Origin of the sequence: Ruegeria profundi (assembly GCF_001507545.1) — a bacterium.
Taxonomy (GTDB): Bacteria; Pseudomonadota; Alphaproteobacteria; order Rhodobacterales; family Rhodobacteraceae; genus Ruegeria; species Ruegeria profundi.
This window is the reverse complement of the sequence record NZ_LQBP01000005.1, coordinates 319514-336446: the sequence shown is the minus strand read 5'-3', so window position 1 is coordinate 336446 and position 16933 is coordinate 319514. Positions and strand designations below refer to the sequence as shown.

At 57.6% G+C, this 16933-nt stretch carries 14 protein-coding genes, 1 other RNA gene and 1 riboswitch; of the genes, 6 read left to right on the top strand and 9 right to left on the bottom strand.

Translation table 11 applies throughout. The features are described from left to right. Positions 1-31: 31 nt before the first annotated feature. Both hemN and AVO44_RS11990 read left to right on the top strand, forming a co-directional pair. A complete protein-coding gene (hemN, locus tag AVO44_RS11995) occupies positions 32-1387 on the top strand; it encodes an oxygen-independent coproporphyrinogen III oxidase (RefSeq protein WP_068337244.1) in 1356 nt (451 codons plus the stop codon). Positions 1388-1560: 173 nt separating this feature from the next. Then, complete coding sequence (locus AVO44_RS11990) at positions 1561-3489, top strand: elongation factor G (protein ID WP_068337242.1); 1929 nt, start codon at positions 1561-1563, stop codon at positions 3487-3489. 20 nt (positions 3490-3509) lie between these two features. Here the strand turns inward: AVO44_RS11990 and AVO44_RS11985 are convergent, their stop codons facing one another. From AVO44_RS11985 to AVO44_RS11965, 5 genes are all read right to left on the bottom strand, one after another. Beyond that, entirely contained in the window at positions 3510-5087 is a 1578-nt protein-coding gene (locus AVO44_RS11985; RefSeq protein WP_068337240.1) for an ABC transporter ATP-binding protein, read from the bottom strand. Next, the gene (locus AVO44_RS11980; protein WP_068337238.1) at positions 5084-6190 is read right to left on the bottom strand and encodes an ABC transporter permease; all 1107 of its coding nucleotides are present in this window, start codon (positions 6188-6190) and stop codon (positions 5084-5086) included. Before AVO44_RS11980 ends, AVO44_RS11985 begins: the two co-directional genes overlap by 4 nt. After that, positions 6191-7276 carry a microcin C ABC transporter permease YejB gene (locus AVO44_RS11975; RefSeq protein ID WP_068337237.1) on the bottom strand — a complete coding sequence of 362 codons (1086 nt, stop codon included), beginning with the start codon at positions 7274-7276 and terminating at the stop codon, positions 6191-6193. 9 nt (positions 7277-7285) lie between these two features. Further along, on the bottom strand, positions 7286-9190 hold the full coding sequence (locus tag AVO44_RS11970; protein ID WP_099045663.1) for an extracellular solute-binding protein: 1905 nt from the start codon (positions 9188-9190) through the stop codon (positions 7286-7288). A 172-nt stretch (positions 9191-9362) separates the two neighbouring features. After that, complete coding sequence (locus tag AVO44_RS11965) at positions 9363-9872, bottom strand: c-type cytochrome (protein ID WP_068337342.1); 510 nt, start codon at positions 9870-9872, stop codon at positions 9363-9365. Between the two features lie 119 nt (positions 9873-9991). Between AVO44_RS11965 and AVO44_RS11960 the strand changes: the two genes are divergently transcribed. Continuing rightward, on the top strand, positions 9992-10825 hold the full coding sequence (locus tag AVO44_RS11960; protein WP_068337233.1) for a prephenate dehydratase: 834 nt from the start codon (positions 9992-9994) through the stop codon (positions 10823-10825). A 112-nt stretch (positions 10826-10937) separates the two neighbouring features. Here AVO44_RS11960 and AVO44_RS11955 read toward each other — a convergent pair whose 3' ends face one another. Further along, a complete protein-coding gene (locus AVO44_RS11955; protein WP_068337231.1) occupies positions 10938-11405 on the bottom strand; it encodes an SRPBCC family protein in 468 nt (155 codons plus the stop codon). Between the two features lie 37 nt (positions 11406-11442). Further along, the gene (nudC, locus tag AVO44_RS11950) at positions 11443-12423 is read right to left on the bottom strand and encodes an NAD(+) diphosphatase (RefSeq protein WP_068337229.1); all 981 of its coding nucleotides are present in this window, start codon (positions 12421-12423) and stop codon (positions 11443-11445) included. Between the two features lie 174 nt (positions 12424-12597). Here nudC and AVO44_RS11945 point away from each other — a divergent pair, with 174 nt between their 5' ends. Further along, positions 12598-14478, top strand: a complete 1881-nt coding sequence (locus AVO44_RS11945; protein WP_068337227.1) for a bifunctional 2',3'-cyclic-nucleotide 2'-phosphodiesterase/3'-nucleotidase — start codon at positions 12598-12600, stop codon at positions 14476-14478. 39 nt (positions 14479-14517) lie between these two features. Further along, an RNA gene (ffs, locus tag AVO44_RS11940) (signal recognition particle sRNA small type) lies at positions 14518-14616 on the top strand. Between the two features lie 31 nt (positions 14617-14647). Here the strand turns inward: ffs and AVO44_RS11935 are convergent. Continuing rightward, a complete protein-coding gene (locus AVO44_RS11935) occupies positions 14648-15505 on the bottom strand; it encodes an alpha/beta hydrolase family protein (protein WP_068337224.1) in 858 nt (285 codons plus the stop codon). A gap of 134 nt (positions 15506-15639) precedes the next feature. Next, a riboswitch (cobalamin riboswitch) is annotated at positions 15640-15859 on the top strand. Between the two features lie 81 nt (positions 15860-15940). Between AVO44_RS11935 and AVO44_RS11930 the strand changes: the two genes are divergently transcribed. Beyond that, entirely contained in the window at positions 15941-16348 is a 408-nt protein-coding gene (locus AVO44_RS11930) for a hypothetical protein (protein ID WP_068337222.1), read from the top strand. A gap of 1 nt (position 16349) precedes the next feature. Here the strand turns inward: AVO44_RS11930 and AVO44_RS11925 are convergent, their stop codons facing one another. After that, entirely contained in the window at positions 16350-16844 is a 495-nt protein-coding gene (locus AVO44_RS11925; protein WP_233421975.1) for a protein-tyrosine phosphatase family protein, read from the bottom strand. Positions 16845-16933 lie beyond the last annotated feature (89 nt).

Genomic DNA, 16933 nt, shown 5'->3' with positions numbered 1-16933 from the left:
CGCAGGCGAGCCACCCCCTAAGCGTATCGCCATGATAGTGAAACCACAATTGGCAAAGCTTGGACTATTTGACGCGAAAGTCCCGCGTTATACAAGCTATCCCACCGCACCCCACTTCAGCAATGACGTGGGGTCAGGTCTTTTTGGCGACTGGATTTCCGGGATCAAACCGGGAAGCGAGGTATCGCTTTATATCCACATCCCGTTTTGCCGCAGGTTATGCTGGTTCTGCGCCTGCCGGACGCAGGGAACCCAAACGGACAACCCGGTAATTGCCTATGTAGACGTGCTTAAGGCCGAGCTTGATCTATTGGCCGCTCGCCTGCCAGAGGGCGTAGCGCTGTCGCGGTTGCATTGGGGCGGCGGCACACCAACCCTTCTGAACCCCGATTTGATGCTCGATCTTGCGACGCGTATCCTTGACGTGGTGCCGCTGGGACCGAATGCCGAGTTCTCTGTCGAAATTGATCCGAACGAGATCGACGAATCCCGCCTGGATGTGTTGGCCGAGGTCGGCATGAACCGGGCCTCGATCGGGGTGCAGGACTTCGACGATAAGATACAACAGACTATCGGCCGCATCCAAAGCTATGACATCACGCGCAAGGCTGTTGACATGATCCGCGCCCGTGGGATCACCAGCCTGAACGCAGATATCTTGTACGGCTTGCCGCATCAGACCAAGGCGCGCATGACAGAAAGTGTGCAGAAGCTGTTATCTCTCACCCCCGACCGGGTTGCGTTGTACGGGTATGCGCATGTGCCATGGATGGCAAAACGACAGCAATTGATCCCGTCAGACGCCCTGCCTACACCCGAGCAGCGGCTGGACCTGTTCGACACCGCCCGCCGTCTGTTTATGTGGGACAACTATGTCGAGATCGGAATCGACCATTTTGCCACGCAGGATGATGGCCTGACCCATGCACTTAAGGCGGGGCGGCTTAAAAGGAACTTCCAGGGCTATACCGACGATCGTTCCGAGGTTCTGATCGGCGTCGGGGCAAGTTCGATCTCACGCTTTCCGCAGGGCTATGCACAGAACGCACCTGCGACATCGGTACACACGAAGGCTATCCGCGAAGGACGGTTCTCGACCTCGCGCGGGCACGTATTCAAGGGGCAAGACGTCCTGCGCGCCCGGTTGATCGAGGCATTGATGTGCGACTTCCAGATCAACAGCGCCGAGATTCTTCGCGACCACGACATTACCGAGACCGAGTTGCAGGGCATGTATCAGAAGGCCAACGCAGCCTTTGACGGGCTGCTTCGGATCACCGAGGACGGGTTGTTCATCCCGCCCGAGGCGCGCCCGCTGACCCGTATGATCGCCCGCAGCTTTGACTCTTACGATCTCAGCAAAGCTGGTCACAGCTCAGCCATCTGACCCGACGGCATGTCAGGGCTTGACGCGGTGGGTCCGTTATCCGCACACTTACAGGGTGGGCGAACCTCGCCCACGGCTGAGGCAGGCCGAGTAACAGGCAAAGCGCCGGCGCATCCGTGCACGGCTATCCCTTCCGTGCAGTCGAACTGCAATTTGAAAGAGGGACAGCACTCATGCGCGTTTTCACCGTCCTCGGCCCCAGCCAATCGGGCAAAACAACCCTGGTCGAGGCGATCAGCCGCCTAGATGACCGACCCACCACATTCGACGTATCAGGAACCGTGCATTTGCACGGTTTTTCTTACTTGGGAGAGCCTTGGTGCGCCGTTGACGTGGATGGCGGCGGCGACAATCTGGCGTATGTCGGACCGGCCATGGCGATCTCTGACGCGGCGGTGGTTGTTGTTCCGCCCGATCCAAACGCCGCAGTCCTGTGCGCCCCATATCTGCGCCTGGTTGAAGAGGCGGGCATCCCCTGCTTTCTGTTCATCAACCGAATGGACAACCCTAACGGGCGAATCCGTGACATCATCGCGGCCTTGCAGACCTATTGCACCCATCACATTGCCCTGCGGCAAGTTCCGATCCGCGAAGGTGACGCGATCATCGGTGCGGTCGATCTTATATCTGAACGGGCCTGGAAATATCAGGAAGGGCAACCCTCGGCCCTTATCGAGCTTCCGCAATCGGTTGAAGACCGCGAACAGGAGGCCCGCACCGAGTTGCTGGAAACCCTGTCGGATTTCGACGACCACCTGTTAGAGCAATTGATCGAAGACAAGCGGCCCCCCAGCGCCGAAGTCTATGACCTGGCCGCGCAGGTCATGCAAAACCAGCAACTGATCCCTGCCTGCTTGGGCGCGGCCAGCCACGGTAACGGCTTGACCCGCCTGATGAAAGCGCTGCGGCACGAAGCCCCGGAGTTCGACATTGCGGCCGGGCGCGATGAGGCTGCCGAAAACGCCCGAGCCATCGCCGGGTTCGCGGATGTGAAAAAACACATCGGCAAGATTGTCGTTCTGCGCGGCCTTGGTGAGGGCGTGAAAGCGCATGAAAGCCTTGGGGGCGAGACCGTCGGCAACCTGACTACTCTGGATGCCAAAACGCAGATCGCCGAACTGCCCGCCGGGCAAATCGGGCTTGCAGTCAAGTCCGATCACCTGAACCCCGGAAACCTGTATGACAGCGCATCTTCGACCCCGCTACCGGAATGGGCCGCATCGCATCCGGTCGCGCATCGACAAATCGTTTCACCAGCGCATGAACGCGATGACGTGCGCCTGTCCAACGCGCTGACACGTCTGGCCGAGATCGACCCAGGTCTTCATTTGGCGCAGGATGAACTGAGCGGACACGCCATATTGGGATCACAGGGACCGCAGCATATGCGCCGCGTCACCGCGAAACTGGCCGAGGATTTCGGAATTGAGATACTGGCCGATCCGGTCGCAACTGCCTATCGCGAAACCATCCGTGCACCTGTCGAACACCGTCACCGCCACCGCAAGCAATCTGGCGGCGCGGGGCAGTTTGCCGACGTGGTGATTTCGGTCGCGCCGATGCCACGCGGATCGGGGTTTCAGTTCGAAGAAATCGTCAAGGGCGGCGCGGTACCCAAGAATTACATCCCGTCGGTCGAACACGGCGCCAAAGACGCGCTGGCGCAGGGACCCGAGGGCTTCCCCGTGGTCGACGTGAAGGTGACACTCAGCGACGGTAAGCACCACAATGTGGACAGCTCAGACTATGCCTTCCGTACTGCTGGCAAGAACGCCGTGCGCGAAGCCTTGCCGCAAGCCAAACCCGTGGTTCTGCAACCGATTCTGAGCGCCGAAATCCACCTGCCTTCGGATTTTGTCGGGGATCTCGTTCCGACGATCAGTTCGCTGCAAGGGCAGGTGCTGGGATTCGAGGGCAACCCCAATGCGTCGGGATGGGAGATTTTCAATGCCCAACTGCCCGCCGTGGCCGAGGATGAGCTTCACCGGACCCTTGCCAGCGCAACGCGCGGCACCGGCTGGGTCAAGCTGAGCTTTGATCACTACGAAGAGTTGCGCGGGCCAGTGCCAAAAACCGCAACGCGTGAAAGCGCTAATGCCTGACCGAATGGCGCGGGCTGGGTTCAGCCCGCCGCCGCGATCAGTTCGCGGGTATAATCAGTCTGGGCGTTTTCAAACAGATCCTCCGCCGCGCCCATTTCGATAACGTCGCCATTACGCATGACGATCACCTTGTGCGACATGGCACGCACAACTTTCAGATCGTGGCTGATGAACAAATAGGCCAGCCCGTATTTCCGTTGCAGGTCGCGCAGCAGATCAACAATCTGAACTTGTACCGTCATGTCCAGTGCGCTGGTCGGTTCATCCAGAACCAACAGCTTGGGCCGCAATACCATGGCGCGTGCGATAGCGATACGCTGACGCTGCCCGCCCGAGAACTCGTGCGGATAGCGATCCATCGCCGCCGGGTCCAGGCCAACCTCGGTCATCACCTCGGCCACCAATTCACGCGGGGCGCGATGAGGATCGACATTGTGGATCGCCAACCCTTCGGCAATGATCTGCTGGCACGTCATACGCGGGCTGAGGCTGCCGAACGGGTCCTGAAACACGATCTGCATATCCTTGCGCAATCGGCGCAGTTCCCGTGTGGACCAGCGTCGCACGTCCTGATCACGGAAGGTGATACCGCCCTCAGACGCGATCAGCCGCATGATCGCCAGCGCCAGAGTTGTCTTGCCAGAGCCGCTTTCCCCAACAATACCCAGCGTCTCGCCCGCCCGCACGCTTAGCGTGGCATCATTCACCGCTTTGACGTAACCGACAGTCCGTTTCAAAAACCCCCGCTGGATCGGAAACCAGACCTTGAGGTTTTCTGTTCGGGCGATCTCTTCCGCGTTCGATGCCACGGGATCGGGATGACCCGAAGGTTCAGCACCCAGCAGTTTGCGAGTGTAGGGGTGCTGCGGGTTGTTGAAGATTTCAGCCGTCGCGCCGGTTTCGACAATCTCGCCATCTTTCATCACGCAAACCCGGTCCGCGATACGCCGCACGATACCCAGATCGTGCGTGATAAAGAGCATTCCCATGTTTTCGGATTTTTGAAGCTCGGCCAGTAGGTTCAGGATTTGCGCCTGAATCGTCACGTCCAGCGCGGTGGTGGGTTCATCAGCGATCAGAATATCGGGCTTATTGGCCAGCGCCATGGCAATCATCACACGCTGCCGTTGCCCGCCCGAAAGCTGGTGCGGATAGCTGTCCAAACGCTCCCGAGGGTCACGGATGCCGACCTTAGTCAGCAGCTCGACAATTCTTTCGCGCGCCGCGTCACCGGTCAGACCCTGGTGCAGGGCCAGTGACTCGGCCATCTGCTTTTGGATCGTGTGCAGCGGGTTGAGCGAGGTCATCGGCTCTTGGAAGATAAAGCTGATATCGTTGCCCCGCACTTCCATCAGCTTGTCTTCGGACGCGCCGATCATCTCGTGGCCGTCATATGTGGCCGAACCTTCGACGATGGCGCTGTCACCCAAAAGGGAAACCGTCGACAGGGCTGTAACCGATTTACCCGACCCGGATTCCCCCACAAGGGCAACCGTCTCCCCCCGGTCGACAGTAAACGAAACACCTTTTACCGCCGCGCTGACCTGCCCGTCCTGCCGAAACGAGACGTTGAGGTTTTTGACATCCAACAGGCTCATGAAAAGGTCTTTCTCGGATCAAACGCATCGCGGACACCTTCGAAGATGAAGACCAGCAGCGACAGCATGATGGCAAAGGTGAAAAAGGCCGTGAAGGCCAGCCAAGGCGCTTGCAGGTTCTGTTTGGCCTGCAAAGTCAGTTCGCCCAACGACGGAGCCGAGGACGGTAGACCAAAACCCAGAAAGTCCAGCGAGGCGAGACCCCCGATGGTGCCCGTCACGATGAAGGGCATGAAAGTCAGCGTTGCAACCATTGCGTTGGGCAGCATGTGACGGAACATGATGGTCATATTCCCAACGCCCAGTGCCCGCGCCGCACGGACATATTCAAGATTGCGGGCGCGCAAAAATTCAGCCCTGACAACACTCACCAGCCCGGTCCAACTGAACAGAATCAACAAGGCCACCAACAGCCAGAAACTTCGCCCCAAAATGGCAAACATAATGATGATGACGTAGAGCGAAGGCGTGGCCGACCAGATTTCGATGATGCGTTGGAACACCAGATCGAGCCAGCCGCCGAAAAAGCCCTGAATGGCCCCGGCGAATATACCAATCAGGCTGGCGACACCTGTGACCATCAGCGTGAACAGGATCGACAGGCGAAAGCCATAGATCACCCGCGCCAGAACATCACGTTTTGTATCATCCGTCCCAAGCAGATTTTGTCCGTTGGGCGGCAATGGTGCCGCGCCTGGACGGTCTACGCTCGTGTTGAAGGAATACGGGATCAGTGGCCAGATGGCCCAGCCGCGTTCAAACCCTTCGGCTTGGAACGTACCGGCTTTGATCTCATCAATAATGCCTTCGGGGTCGTCGAAACAGTCTTCAAGACCACCGCTGTCGATCAAGCACTGCACTTCGGGGTCGCGATAGATCGCTTCGGTCTGGAAATCGCCACCGAATTCAGTTTCCGCATAGAAATTGAAGATAGGCGTGTAAAACTCACCCCGGTATTTAACCAGGATTGGTTTGTCGTTTGCGATGAACTCGGCAAAGAGCGACAGGCCAAACAGAACCGAGAAGATGATCAGCGACCAAAACGCCCTGCCATTGCGGCGGAAGTTGCGCCAACGGCGCTGGTTGAGCGGGGAAAGTGTCATCTACCCCTCCCGTTTTTCGAAATCGATGCGTGGGTCGACCAGCACATACATCAGGTCGCTAATGATGCCGACTACAAGGCTCATCAGGCCAAAAATGAATAGAGTGCCAAAGATCACCGGATAGTCCCGCGCCACCGCGGCCTCAAAGCCCAAACGACCCAGACCGTCGAGCGAAAAGATGGTCTCGATTATGATCGACCCGCTGAAGAAAACCCCGATGAACACGGCCGGGAACCCGGCAATCACGATCAGCATGGCGTTGCGAAAGACATGGCCATATAGAACCTTCCCCTCGCTTAATCCTTTGGCGCGGGCCGTCATGACATATTGCTTTTTGATTTCATCCAGAAACGAGTTCTTGGTCAGCAGCGTCAGCGTTGCAAAGGCTGAAATCGTCAGGGCAATCACCGGCAGGGTGATGTGCCAGAAATAATCGACGATCTTGCCAAACAGGCTGAGGCTGTCCCAATCGTCCGAGGTCAGTCCGCGCAACGGGAAGATTTGATAATACGACCCACCGGCAAACAGCACCAGCAACAGAATCGCAAACAGGAAGCCGGGGATCGCGTAAGCCACGATAATTGTTCCGCTGGTCCATGTGTCGAACCTCGACCCGTCCCTGACCGCCTTGCGGATACCCAGTGGGATCGACACCAGATAGGCGATCAGCGTCGACCACAGGCCAAGCGAGATCGACACCGGCATCTTTTCAAGCACCAGATCAATCACGCTGATCGAGCGGAAATAGCTCTCACCAAAATCCAGCGTCAGGTAATTGCCCATCATGTCCAGGAACCGCTCGACCGGAGGTTTGTCGAACCCGAATTCCCTTTCAAGTTCTTCGATGAACTCTGGCGGCAGTCCACGCGCACCGACATAACGATCGTTCGCACCACCAGTTTGTTGTTCGATATCACTACCGCCGCCCGCGATACCTTCAAACACGTCACCGCCCCCTTCCATCTGGGCGATGATCTGTTCAATCGGACCGCCGGGGACGAATTGAACCAGCGTGAAGTTGACGATCATGATCCCCAGCAGGGTTGGAATGACCAGCAACAGACGTCTTAGAATATATGCTCCCATGGGGGCGGATTACCTCAACGCGCCCGAGGATTTCAACTCGGCTTCTTTTTCGGCGTTGATCCACCACAGGTCTTCGACCCCCAAAGCATAAGGCGGCAGGTTTTCAGGGTATTCATACATGTCCCAATAAGCGACCCAGTATTTACCCAGATACCATGTTGGCACCATGATGCGCTTGGCGCGCAAGACACGGTCGAGGGCGCGGACATTGGCGTACAACTCCTCGCTTTCGGTTGCAGCCACAATATTGTCGATCAGCGGTTCAATATCCGGGCCATGCGCACCTGACGGGTTGAATACGGAATACGAGGCCGCCTCGGTCCCGAATTGCTGATAAAGGCCAGTCGAAGGTTGCAGCGATGTTGGATATCCGCCGACGATCATGTCAAAGTCTCGGTCACGACGACGCAGCGTGAACTGGGCATTGTCCACACGGTTGTAGACCGCATCAATCCCCATAGCGCGCAGATTGTCGACAAAGGGCTGGATAATCCGGTCCAACGTGGGCTGATCCGACAGGAACTCAATGGACAGAACCTTGCCCTCGGCATTGCGGCGAATGCCGTCGCCGCCGACGACCCAACCGGCCTCATCCAGCAGGGCCATGGCCGTGCGCAGGTTACGGCGATCGTTCTGGCGCGCGGGTCTGGAGGCATGAGCCATCACCGGTTCTTCAGTCAAAACAGCCGGGTCCACTGCATCGCCAAGGCTTTGCAGTACTTCAAGCTCGCGTCCTTCCGGTAGTCCCTTTGCCTCAAGGTGTGTGCCTTCCCAGAACGAATGGCGTTGCTGAAACAAGCCGTATTGCAGGCTTTCATTGGTCCATTCGAAGTTATAGGCAAGCTGAACCGCTTCACGCACACGTGGGTCCTGAAATTGAGGGCGGTCCAGATTCATGATGAACCCCGAGGCCGTGGGGACGTTGCCGTCCTCAAGTTCAACCCGAATGACAGACCCGTTGGCAATTGCGGGAAAATCATACGCGGTTGCCCAGCTTTTCGAGTTGTTTTCCTGCCGCAGGGTGAAAGTACCCGCCTTGAACCCCTCCATCGCGGCAATCGAGTCGCTGAAATACTCGATCCGGATCGTGTCATAGTTGTTGCGGCCGACATTCACGTTGATGTCGTCACCCCAATAGTCCGGGTTCCGCTTGTACACGATACGCCGGTTGATGTCGTAGCTGTCCAAAAGGTACGGGGCCGATCCGATCCCCGGCTCCAGCCGCGACTTGTCCAAGCGCCGGTTTTCCGGGTCCGCTTCGAACCACGCTTTTGAGAACACCGGCGTGCCACCCACCTGCGAGATCAATGCCCGTCGCGGAATATCCGGGGCAAAATAGAATTTGACCCGGTGATCATCCAGTGCTTCGGCGCGGGGGATACGCTTGCGAACCGCATCTGCATATGACTTGAGCCCCTGATCCAGCAGCAGATTATGGGAAAACACCACATCTTCGGCCGTCACTGGCGTACCGTCAGAAAACCGCGCCTCGGGGCGCATGTTGAAAATGACCCATTCCTGACTTTCGGGATATTCCAGGCTTTCGGCCAGCAGCCCGTAGTAAGACGCAGGCTCGTCATAAGACGCGACCAGCAGGGATTCGTACTGATCAGCCGACCGCGCACCAGCACGGCCTTGCCGCGTGAAGGGGTTGAAACTGTCGAATGTGCCCTGCGCAGCATAGGACAGCTCGCCTCCTCTCGGAGCGTCAGGGTTAACATAATCGAAATGCGCAAAGCCTTCGGGGTATTTCAGATCACCAAACTCCGAAAATCCGTGGCTTTTTATAATCTTCTCTTCCGCAAACAGCGGAACGGTCATCAGAAGAAGAAGCCAGAACCCGATCACCAACGCATGTGTCCAGCGACTGAAATCCATTGCACGTGCCTGAACAGAAACTCTGTTGGATTTCATGTTGCTCATCCCCTGCTTCACCTGTTTCAATAACTTATACGCGCCAGCTAAATGGCCAGCGCTGTCAGGTTCAAGTTTAGATTGCGTGAACACTTTGTGAAGATGTTATGAGGCAAAAATAAAGCCGCTGCGTAGTGCAGCGGCTTTGAATTTGGTCATCCTGATCACTGGATCAGTTGCCGATCGTCTGCAAATAGGCAATCAGATCAGCGCGATCTTCAGGTTTCTTGAGGCCGGCAAAGCTCATGGATGTACCCGAGATATAGCTGCTGGGCTTGGCCAGGAAAGCATCCAGTGCTTCAGGCGTCCAGTTGCCGCCGTGCGCCTGCATCGCAGCCGAATAGCCGGTGAACCCTTTCGCAGATGCCACCGGACGGTCCACAACTGCGTACAAATATGGGCCGGTGCCATTCGCACCATCATCCAGCTTGTGGCAGGCAGTACATTTACGGAATACCTTTGCGCCTTTTTCCGGATCAGCGGCGGCCAGCAGGTCTTCGAAAACGACTTCTTCGGCATCGGCGCTTTCGCCTGCGCTTTCGGTTTCGATGATGTAAGAGGCCGTCTCACCATGGCCGTCCGCATGGTAAAGCACTTCGGCTGCCCATTTTGAAAGAAGCAGGACCAGGAAGGTGCCAAAAAGGCCTGCTGCGGCCTTGGTAACTGTCATCGTGTCGAACATTGATCGCTTGTCCATTTCAGCTGTCTTTGGGGTGTCTAAGGCTTCCCCTTGCAAGAGGCAAGGTATAGACACCGCGACTAAACGCCCAACCCTAAAACTTTTTGCACGGAATCGACCACATGACCAAACGAATTGCATTTCAGGGAGAACCCGGCGCCTACAGCCACGAGGCCTGCCGCAATGCGCGCCCCGAAATGGAGGCCCTGCCCTGTCGCACGTTCGAAGATGTGATCGAATCAGTGCGGACGGGCGAGGCGGACCTTGCCATGCTGCCGGTCGAAAACACGACTTATGGGCGGGTGGCCGACATTCACCGTTTGCTGCCGCATAGCGGGCTTCACATTATCGATGAGGCGTTCGTCCGCGTGCATATCAATCTGCTGGCAGTTCCAGGTGCCACTCTGGCTGACATCACCGAGGCACACTCGCATCTGGTATTGCTGCCGCAATGCGCGGGTTTTCTGAAAGAACACAACATACGCGGCCGAGTCAGCCCCGACAACGCCCGTGCCGCGCGTGAGGTCTCGGAACAGGGAGATCTGCATTCGGCGGCGCTGGCCAGCGAACTGGCGGGCGAAATCTATGGGTTGAACGTATTGGCCCGTCACATCGAGGACCAAGACAACAACACCACCCGTTTTCTGATCATGTCACGGGAAACGGACCTATCCCGGCGTGGTCCACATGGAATGATCACCAGCTTTGTGTTTCAGGTGCGCAACATCCCCGCCGCATTGTATAAAGCGCTGGGTGGGTTTGCCACCAATGGCATCAACATGACCAAGCTGGAAAGCTACATGGTCGATGGCTCATTTACCGCGACACAGTTTTATGCAGATATCGTAGGCCATCCCGATGACCACAATGTACAATTGGCGATGGAAGAATTGGAGCATTTTACCACCAATGTCGAAGTACTGGGTGTATACCCCGCAGCGCAACCGCGCGGCTGACCCGCGCGACGGGTCACTTCAGTGAATATTTCTTCGACACAGCATCGGTGATCTCGGCTTCGCGTCGCAAGAAATGTCTACGCTTTCCTGCGCCCTTCCAACTTTGCGGCGCTCACGACCCGTGGAGATGACGCTCTTCAATTTCACGCGCAAATTCGCTGAGCCGCATCTGGAACCGGCGACGAAAGCGAGCTTGCCCCAGTTTCAGCGATTGAAGGAACAGCCGCGCTGGCAAAGACCTGGCAGCCAGCGACATTTCAACACTCATACGGGTGCGCCGCTGCGATAGGGCCAGAAATTCGACGAGTGTCATACCCTTCATGCCCTTGCTTGTCGCCTGGAACCGCATCAGCGATGGCGGGTCGCATTCGTCCATTTCAATCGCAATATGACGGGGCTTTCCACGCAGTTTAAACTGCGTCTCCCAACGGGTTCCCGGGACGACACCCATATGCCCTGTCAGACGCCGCACTTCGATCCCGCGGCGCATTGCCATGCGTTCGAACCGCTCGAAATCGGCGACCATTTCGAACACGGCATTGATCGGGGCTTCGATGTCTTCGCGTGCTGTAAACTGCATGGCGGCTCGTGTTTTTCGTTCTTTACTCAGTATTTTGTCAGTCCAGCGTGTCCGCAAGCCAGTTTTGCAACAGGAAATGCGCGATGGCCCCTTTTCGCGCAGGCAGCAGCGTCGGATGCTCGCCCGCGAAGACCTGCATCATCTCGGGCTTACTTACCCATATCGCGTCTTCGATTTCGACCGGATCAATGGTGATCTCGCGCGATAGTGCTTCGCCGGCACAACCAAACATCAAAGACGCGGGAAATGGCCACGGCTGGCTGGAGAGGTAGCTGACCGAACCGACCGGCACACCTGCCTCTTCCATCACCTCTCGCCGGACTGCCGCCTCAAGCGTTTCGCCGGGCTCGACAAAACCGGCCAGCAGCGAATACATCCCTTCGGGCCATCCCGGCGATCGCCCGATCAGAACCGAATCCCCATGGGTGATCAACATGATGACCACCGGATCGGTCCGCGGGAAATGTTGCGCGCCACAGACCGGGCAACTGCGCTGCCATCCGGCCTGCGATACCTCGCTGGGCGCACCACACCGCGCGCAGAACCTGTGCGTCTCATGCCAGCCGATAACCGCTTTGGCTGCTGCCGCCAATTCTGCCTCTCGGGCAGACAGCCGGGTCATAATCCGGCGCAGTTCAGCAAAGACATAGCCTTGGGGCAAGTCCGGGTGTTGCTGTTCTGACGGATCGACAAAGCCGCCAACCTGCGACATGTCCATCCCGTCGGGTGACCATTCCGATATATCCTGAGCGAACACCGGATCACCATCGGAAAGACCCAGAAACACCGGCTCTTCAATACTGCCACCCGGTCCATTCTTGACCAGATCGTGATCCATTGGCACGAGGCCCAAACGGTCCAGCGCCTCGCCCTGAACCAGCGGCTTGCCACGCCAGAGCAGAAGGCAGCGCGCCTGTGGATGGGCTTGGGCCTGCGCCAGTTTGTCAAGATCGCCCCGTATCTGCGCCGCGCGATCAAGGCCTGAACTGCCAAACGTCACAAGTTCCGCGTGTTTCATAATAAGTCCTTCGGGTAGTCGGCACGGGGGTGCCACGGCTGACCCCATGTTGCAATGGCAATTCTTGCACCGGAACACCCCAGGCTGCCGGATGATCGCAGACATACCTTACAAGTTGCACATATTATACTTTTTGGAGAATATGGCGCACATACAACATCCAGAAGTAGAAGCTTGACTCACTCCCCCCGACCACCGAACGCCCCGCTAAAGATACGGATTCTTGCAACCTCCGATCTTCACATGAACCTGTGCGGCTTTGACTATTATTCAGACACACCTGACCCGTCGATCGGTTTCACCCGCACGGCACACCTGATCCGTGCTGCCCGGCAAGAAGCCGAGGCGCAGGGCGCCATGGTTCTGCTGTTTGACAACGGGGATTCGCTGCAGGGTACGCCGCTTGGGGAATGGGCGGTACAACCGGAAAACGCGCCTCATATCCTGATGCGTGCGTTTGGCGATCTTGGTTATGACGCCATTGGGCTGGGCAACCACGACTTCAGTTTCGGCTTGAATACGCTTGACCAAGTGATCGCGGCCTCAAGCTGCCCGGTGATTTGCAGCAATGCGCACCGGCTGGATGCCAGCCCCTCGTGGCAGGGACATACCATCGTCACCAAAACGGGTCTGTACAAGGGTCAGCCAGTTTCGCTGAGAATTGGTGTTTTTTCAGTTCTTCCGCCACAAACTGCGAAATGGGAAGCGCATAAGCTGGAGAAAATGGTTGTCATGGACGGGATTTTGGCATGCGCCGCAGAAAAGGTCGCTGATCTTAAAAGCCTGGGCTGTGATCTGATCATCGCCCTTGCGCATACAGGTATTGGCCCCACGAAAGGGGACTCCGATCTAGAAAATGCCATCATACCGCTGGCCGCCCTTGATGGGATTGATGCCTTGATCGCAGGACATTCGCACCTGACGTTGCCCGGAAAGGCACATGACGGTTTTGCGCATGTCGATGCGAAACAGGGGAAGGTACATGGAAAGCCGGTCGTGATGCCCGGAGCGGCCGGCGCAAATCTTGGGTTGGTTGATCTGGAGTTGGACAGGCTTGAGGGCAGCGAATGGCGCGTGCGGTACAGCCATGTCGAACTGCGGTCGGTATGCCCTTCAAAATCCGGCGCGTCGCCCGCGCCCGTCGCAAAAGACCCGGTGTTGAGGCAACTTTTCGCCCCCGGTCACTTGGAAACCCGGCGACGCACCGCACAACATATCGGTCAGACCGATCGTCACCTGCACAGCTATTTCAGCTTTTGCGCCCCGGACAGGGGTCTTGTTCTGACGGCGGCTGCGCAAGCGGCAGCGGTCAGGCCCTATTTGCAGACGACACCGTTTGCGGGTTTGCCGGTTCTGTCTGCGGCCGCGCCCTCCAAGGTCGGAGGACGCGCCGGTCCGCGATATTTCACCGATATTCCGGCCGGTCAGATCTTTGTGCGCCACGTGAACGACCTATGTATCTTTCCCAATGAATTGCGGGCCGTATTGGTTGACGGAAGACAGGTCACGGATTGGCTGGAAATGTCCGCGAGTGTTTTTAATCGCATTCAACCCGGCCAGCACGCCGATATGATCAACACAAACCGGGCCGGGTACAATTTTGACGTTCTGCAGGGTCTGACCTATCGGATCGACCTTTCGCAGCCCCCACGTTTTGACTTGGCAGGCCATCTGATTTCCCCCACTCACCAGCGTATTCGAAACATTTGTTTTGAGGGGCAGCCATTGACGGCTGATCAGCGGTTTGTGGTTGCGTCGAACAATTATCGCGCCAATGGCGGTGGCCATTTCCGTTTTATGGAAGCAGCAGAACGCATAACCCTGCCGCCATTGCTTGTTCAACGCGCCCTGCAGGATTATCTGTCCGGATCTTTGCCGCGCGACCCACTTGAGGCAGCCCCCTACCCGTTTACCTTTGTGCCCGTGCAGGGGGCCACATGCCTGCTTAGAACAGGCCCGAAGGCGCAAGCTCATATCGCGGAACTGGATAGTTTTGACCCTCAAGTCATCGGAACAGATGATGAAGGCTTTTTGCTTATCCGATTGACGCTCTGACGGGTTGTGTTTCGGAAGTGGTTTGCTTATATCCCTGCGTGAGAGGTTGGCGCGGGCGAGCGCCTCGCCAACCTGGTCAGGTCCGGAAGGAAGCAGCCACAACGAGCCCCGCTTGGGTCGATGTCCAACCTCTCACTTCATCCTCACCATTTCTCTGTGCACGTGCGGCCTAGGCAATCAATCGCGGCCAGATTGCGGCGTTACGACGGGCAAAAGCTCCGATATGTCCTACCTTGGGCAATCCAAGCTCAGCCGGAGACAATATATGTCGGCGCGCGTTGGGTCCGAAAAGACCAGCTAACCGCCAAACCGCCTTTGGCGGCACTACATCGTCGTCGTCGAATGTAAAAAGGTCCACGGGTGTGTCTGGCGGCGCTTCGCGAGCGTCGGGCAGGGTCACCCCGATTTCGGGCAGATAGTTGCGCGGTGCGGTACTCCATCCGCGCCACTGCCAATACACTGACGCGGGCAAATCTGCCCCGAAACCCAGCGCCTTGCCCGGTAAATAGCCCAGTGCTTTTACGGCCAATGGGGCATGACCGTACCAGAACAGCAAGGCTAGGCCGCGGTACGGCCACGGGTGATCCGACACTGTGACCAACCCGGAACAGACACAAATCATACGGTCAATCTGATCCAGATCGGATTGAATCGGCCCTAACATTCCACCGATGGAATGGCCAATGCTCCATTGCTGCGCATCGGGAAATCGATTTCGCATTTCGGCGCGTGCTGCGGGCATATCTGTCAAAGCCCAGTCCGCCATCGTGGCCCGCGCCGCTTTTAGCGGACCACTCAGCGAATGGCCGAAGTCGCTGTAATCATAGGTCAGGCAGGCCATGCCCTGCTCAGCAACCAGCCAGCGCGCAAAATGTTGGTAAAAGTCCCGCGGCACGCCGGTTGCCCCGTGAATGACGACGGCCGTTCGGGGCGTGTCGATCGGGCAATATAGCCGAGCCGACAATTGGGTCGTACCTGACGGAATCAGAATATCTTCGGTCAGCACGGCTTGTTCGGTATCCAGCATCCTACCCTCTATCTGAACCAATCAGTTCACCTGATGTACCCACATGGATTGCCGGGCCAAGTCAACCGGGTTTCAACATGACCCCACGTCCACCTCCCAAACCAACAGGTCGCTTGACTCAAGCCACACTGACCCGCTAGCGATGGGCTGATGGTTCTTGCCCCGGACCCCGGGGCGGGATGAAAAGGGAACACGGTGCGGTCCTGCCCGTGAAATCGGAATGGACCAAGGCCGAGACTGCCCCCGCAACTGTAAGCGGTGAGCAATGCCGAAACGCCACTGGCCGCAAGGTTGGGAAGGTCGGCAACGCGATGACCTGCAAGTCAGGAGACCTGCCATCGAAACAAAATCGAAACTCGGGCGGGGTGCCCGGACGGGTCGTCAAGACGTTGTCACACCTGATCCATGCCCCGATCCATGCGCGGAGGGCGCAGTATGATCTGGAAGACAAAGACACACCAATTCTCAGCAACCGTGTGTCAGAAAACCGGCAAAACCTGCCCGGCACTGGCGCAGATGGCGCGTTCGGTCGTGCGGGCGGTCGAGACCGCGGTCCCGGCGACGACCCCTGATTTTGAATTCGACGGCAATAGTGAGCTTTCCCATTGCCCGCAAGGCTGCGTCGCACGGTTCAGAGCGCAAAAAGACCTTATCCGTATCTACTGCGGGGCCACCGAAGATGCGCCTCTCGAAGTGCTGGAGACATTTGCGGACATGATGTTTGGCCCGGACACGGCCACGCGTCCGGCCGGAATGCTGACCACTCCGCCTTGCGCGATGCTGGAAGTCACGACCCTTGCGACAGACCCTGCCGTTACGATGGACCGGCAAATGGCGCTCTGACCTAGCGGCCTATCACGGGCCGGGCCGCCCATTGCATCTGGCTATCGGTTTCGACGGCGCACTTGCGCACAGCACGCAACCGTTTTAACGCGGTGTCCGGGCTCTCTCCGTGTTCGACCATGAGGCGCAGAACGATCATACCAGAGCGACCGCAGCCTCCGCGGCAATGCACCAGCACCCGCCCCCCACAGGATAGGATACGCGACACTATTGCGCCTATATCGGCCCAAGCCGTATCAACCGGCGGCGTCGGAGTGCCAAAATCCTCAATTGGCAAGTGCACCCACCTGACACCATTTGCACGCAGATCGTCCCCCAATCTGATCGCGCCTTCTTGCAGCATTTCATCCGTCGTAGTTACCGAGATCACAAGACCAGGCCGCCAATCGCAAATAGACACCAAGTCCCGTGCGTATCCATCGCCGCAGCCGGGCAGCGGCGACAAGGCAACAATGCCGTTTCCAACGTGAACTGGGTGAATATCAAACCTGTCCACCGTGTCCCCTCTTTCATCTGTGCTTCTAGGGTGCTCAAACATTCTTGCAAACGAATTTTCATCCTAGGTGGCTGTGGACGTGGGGCGCG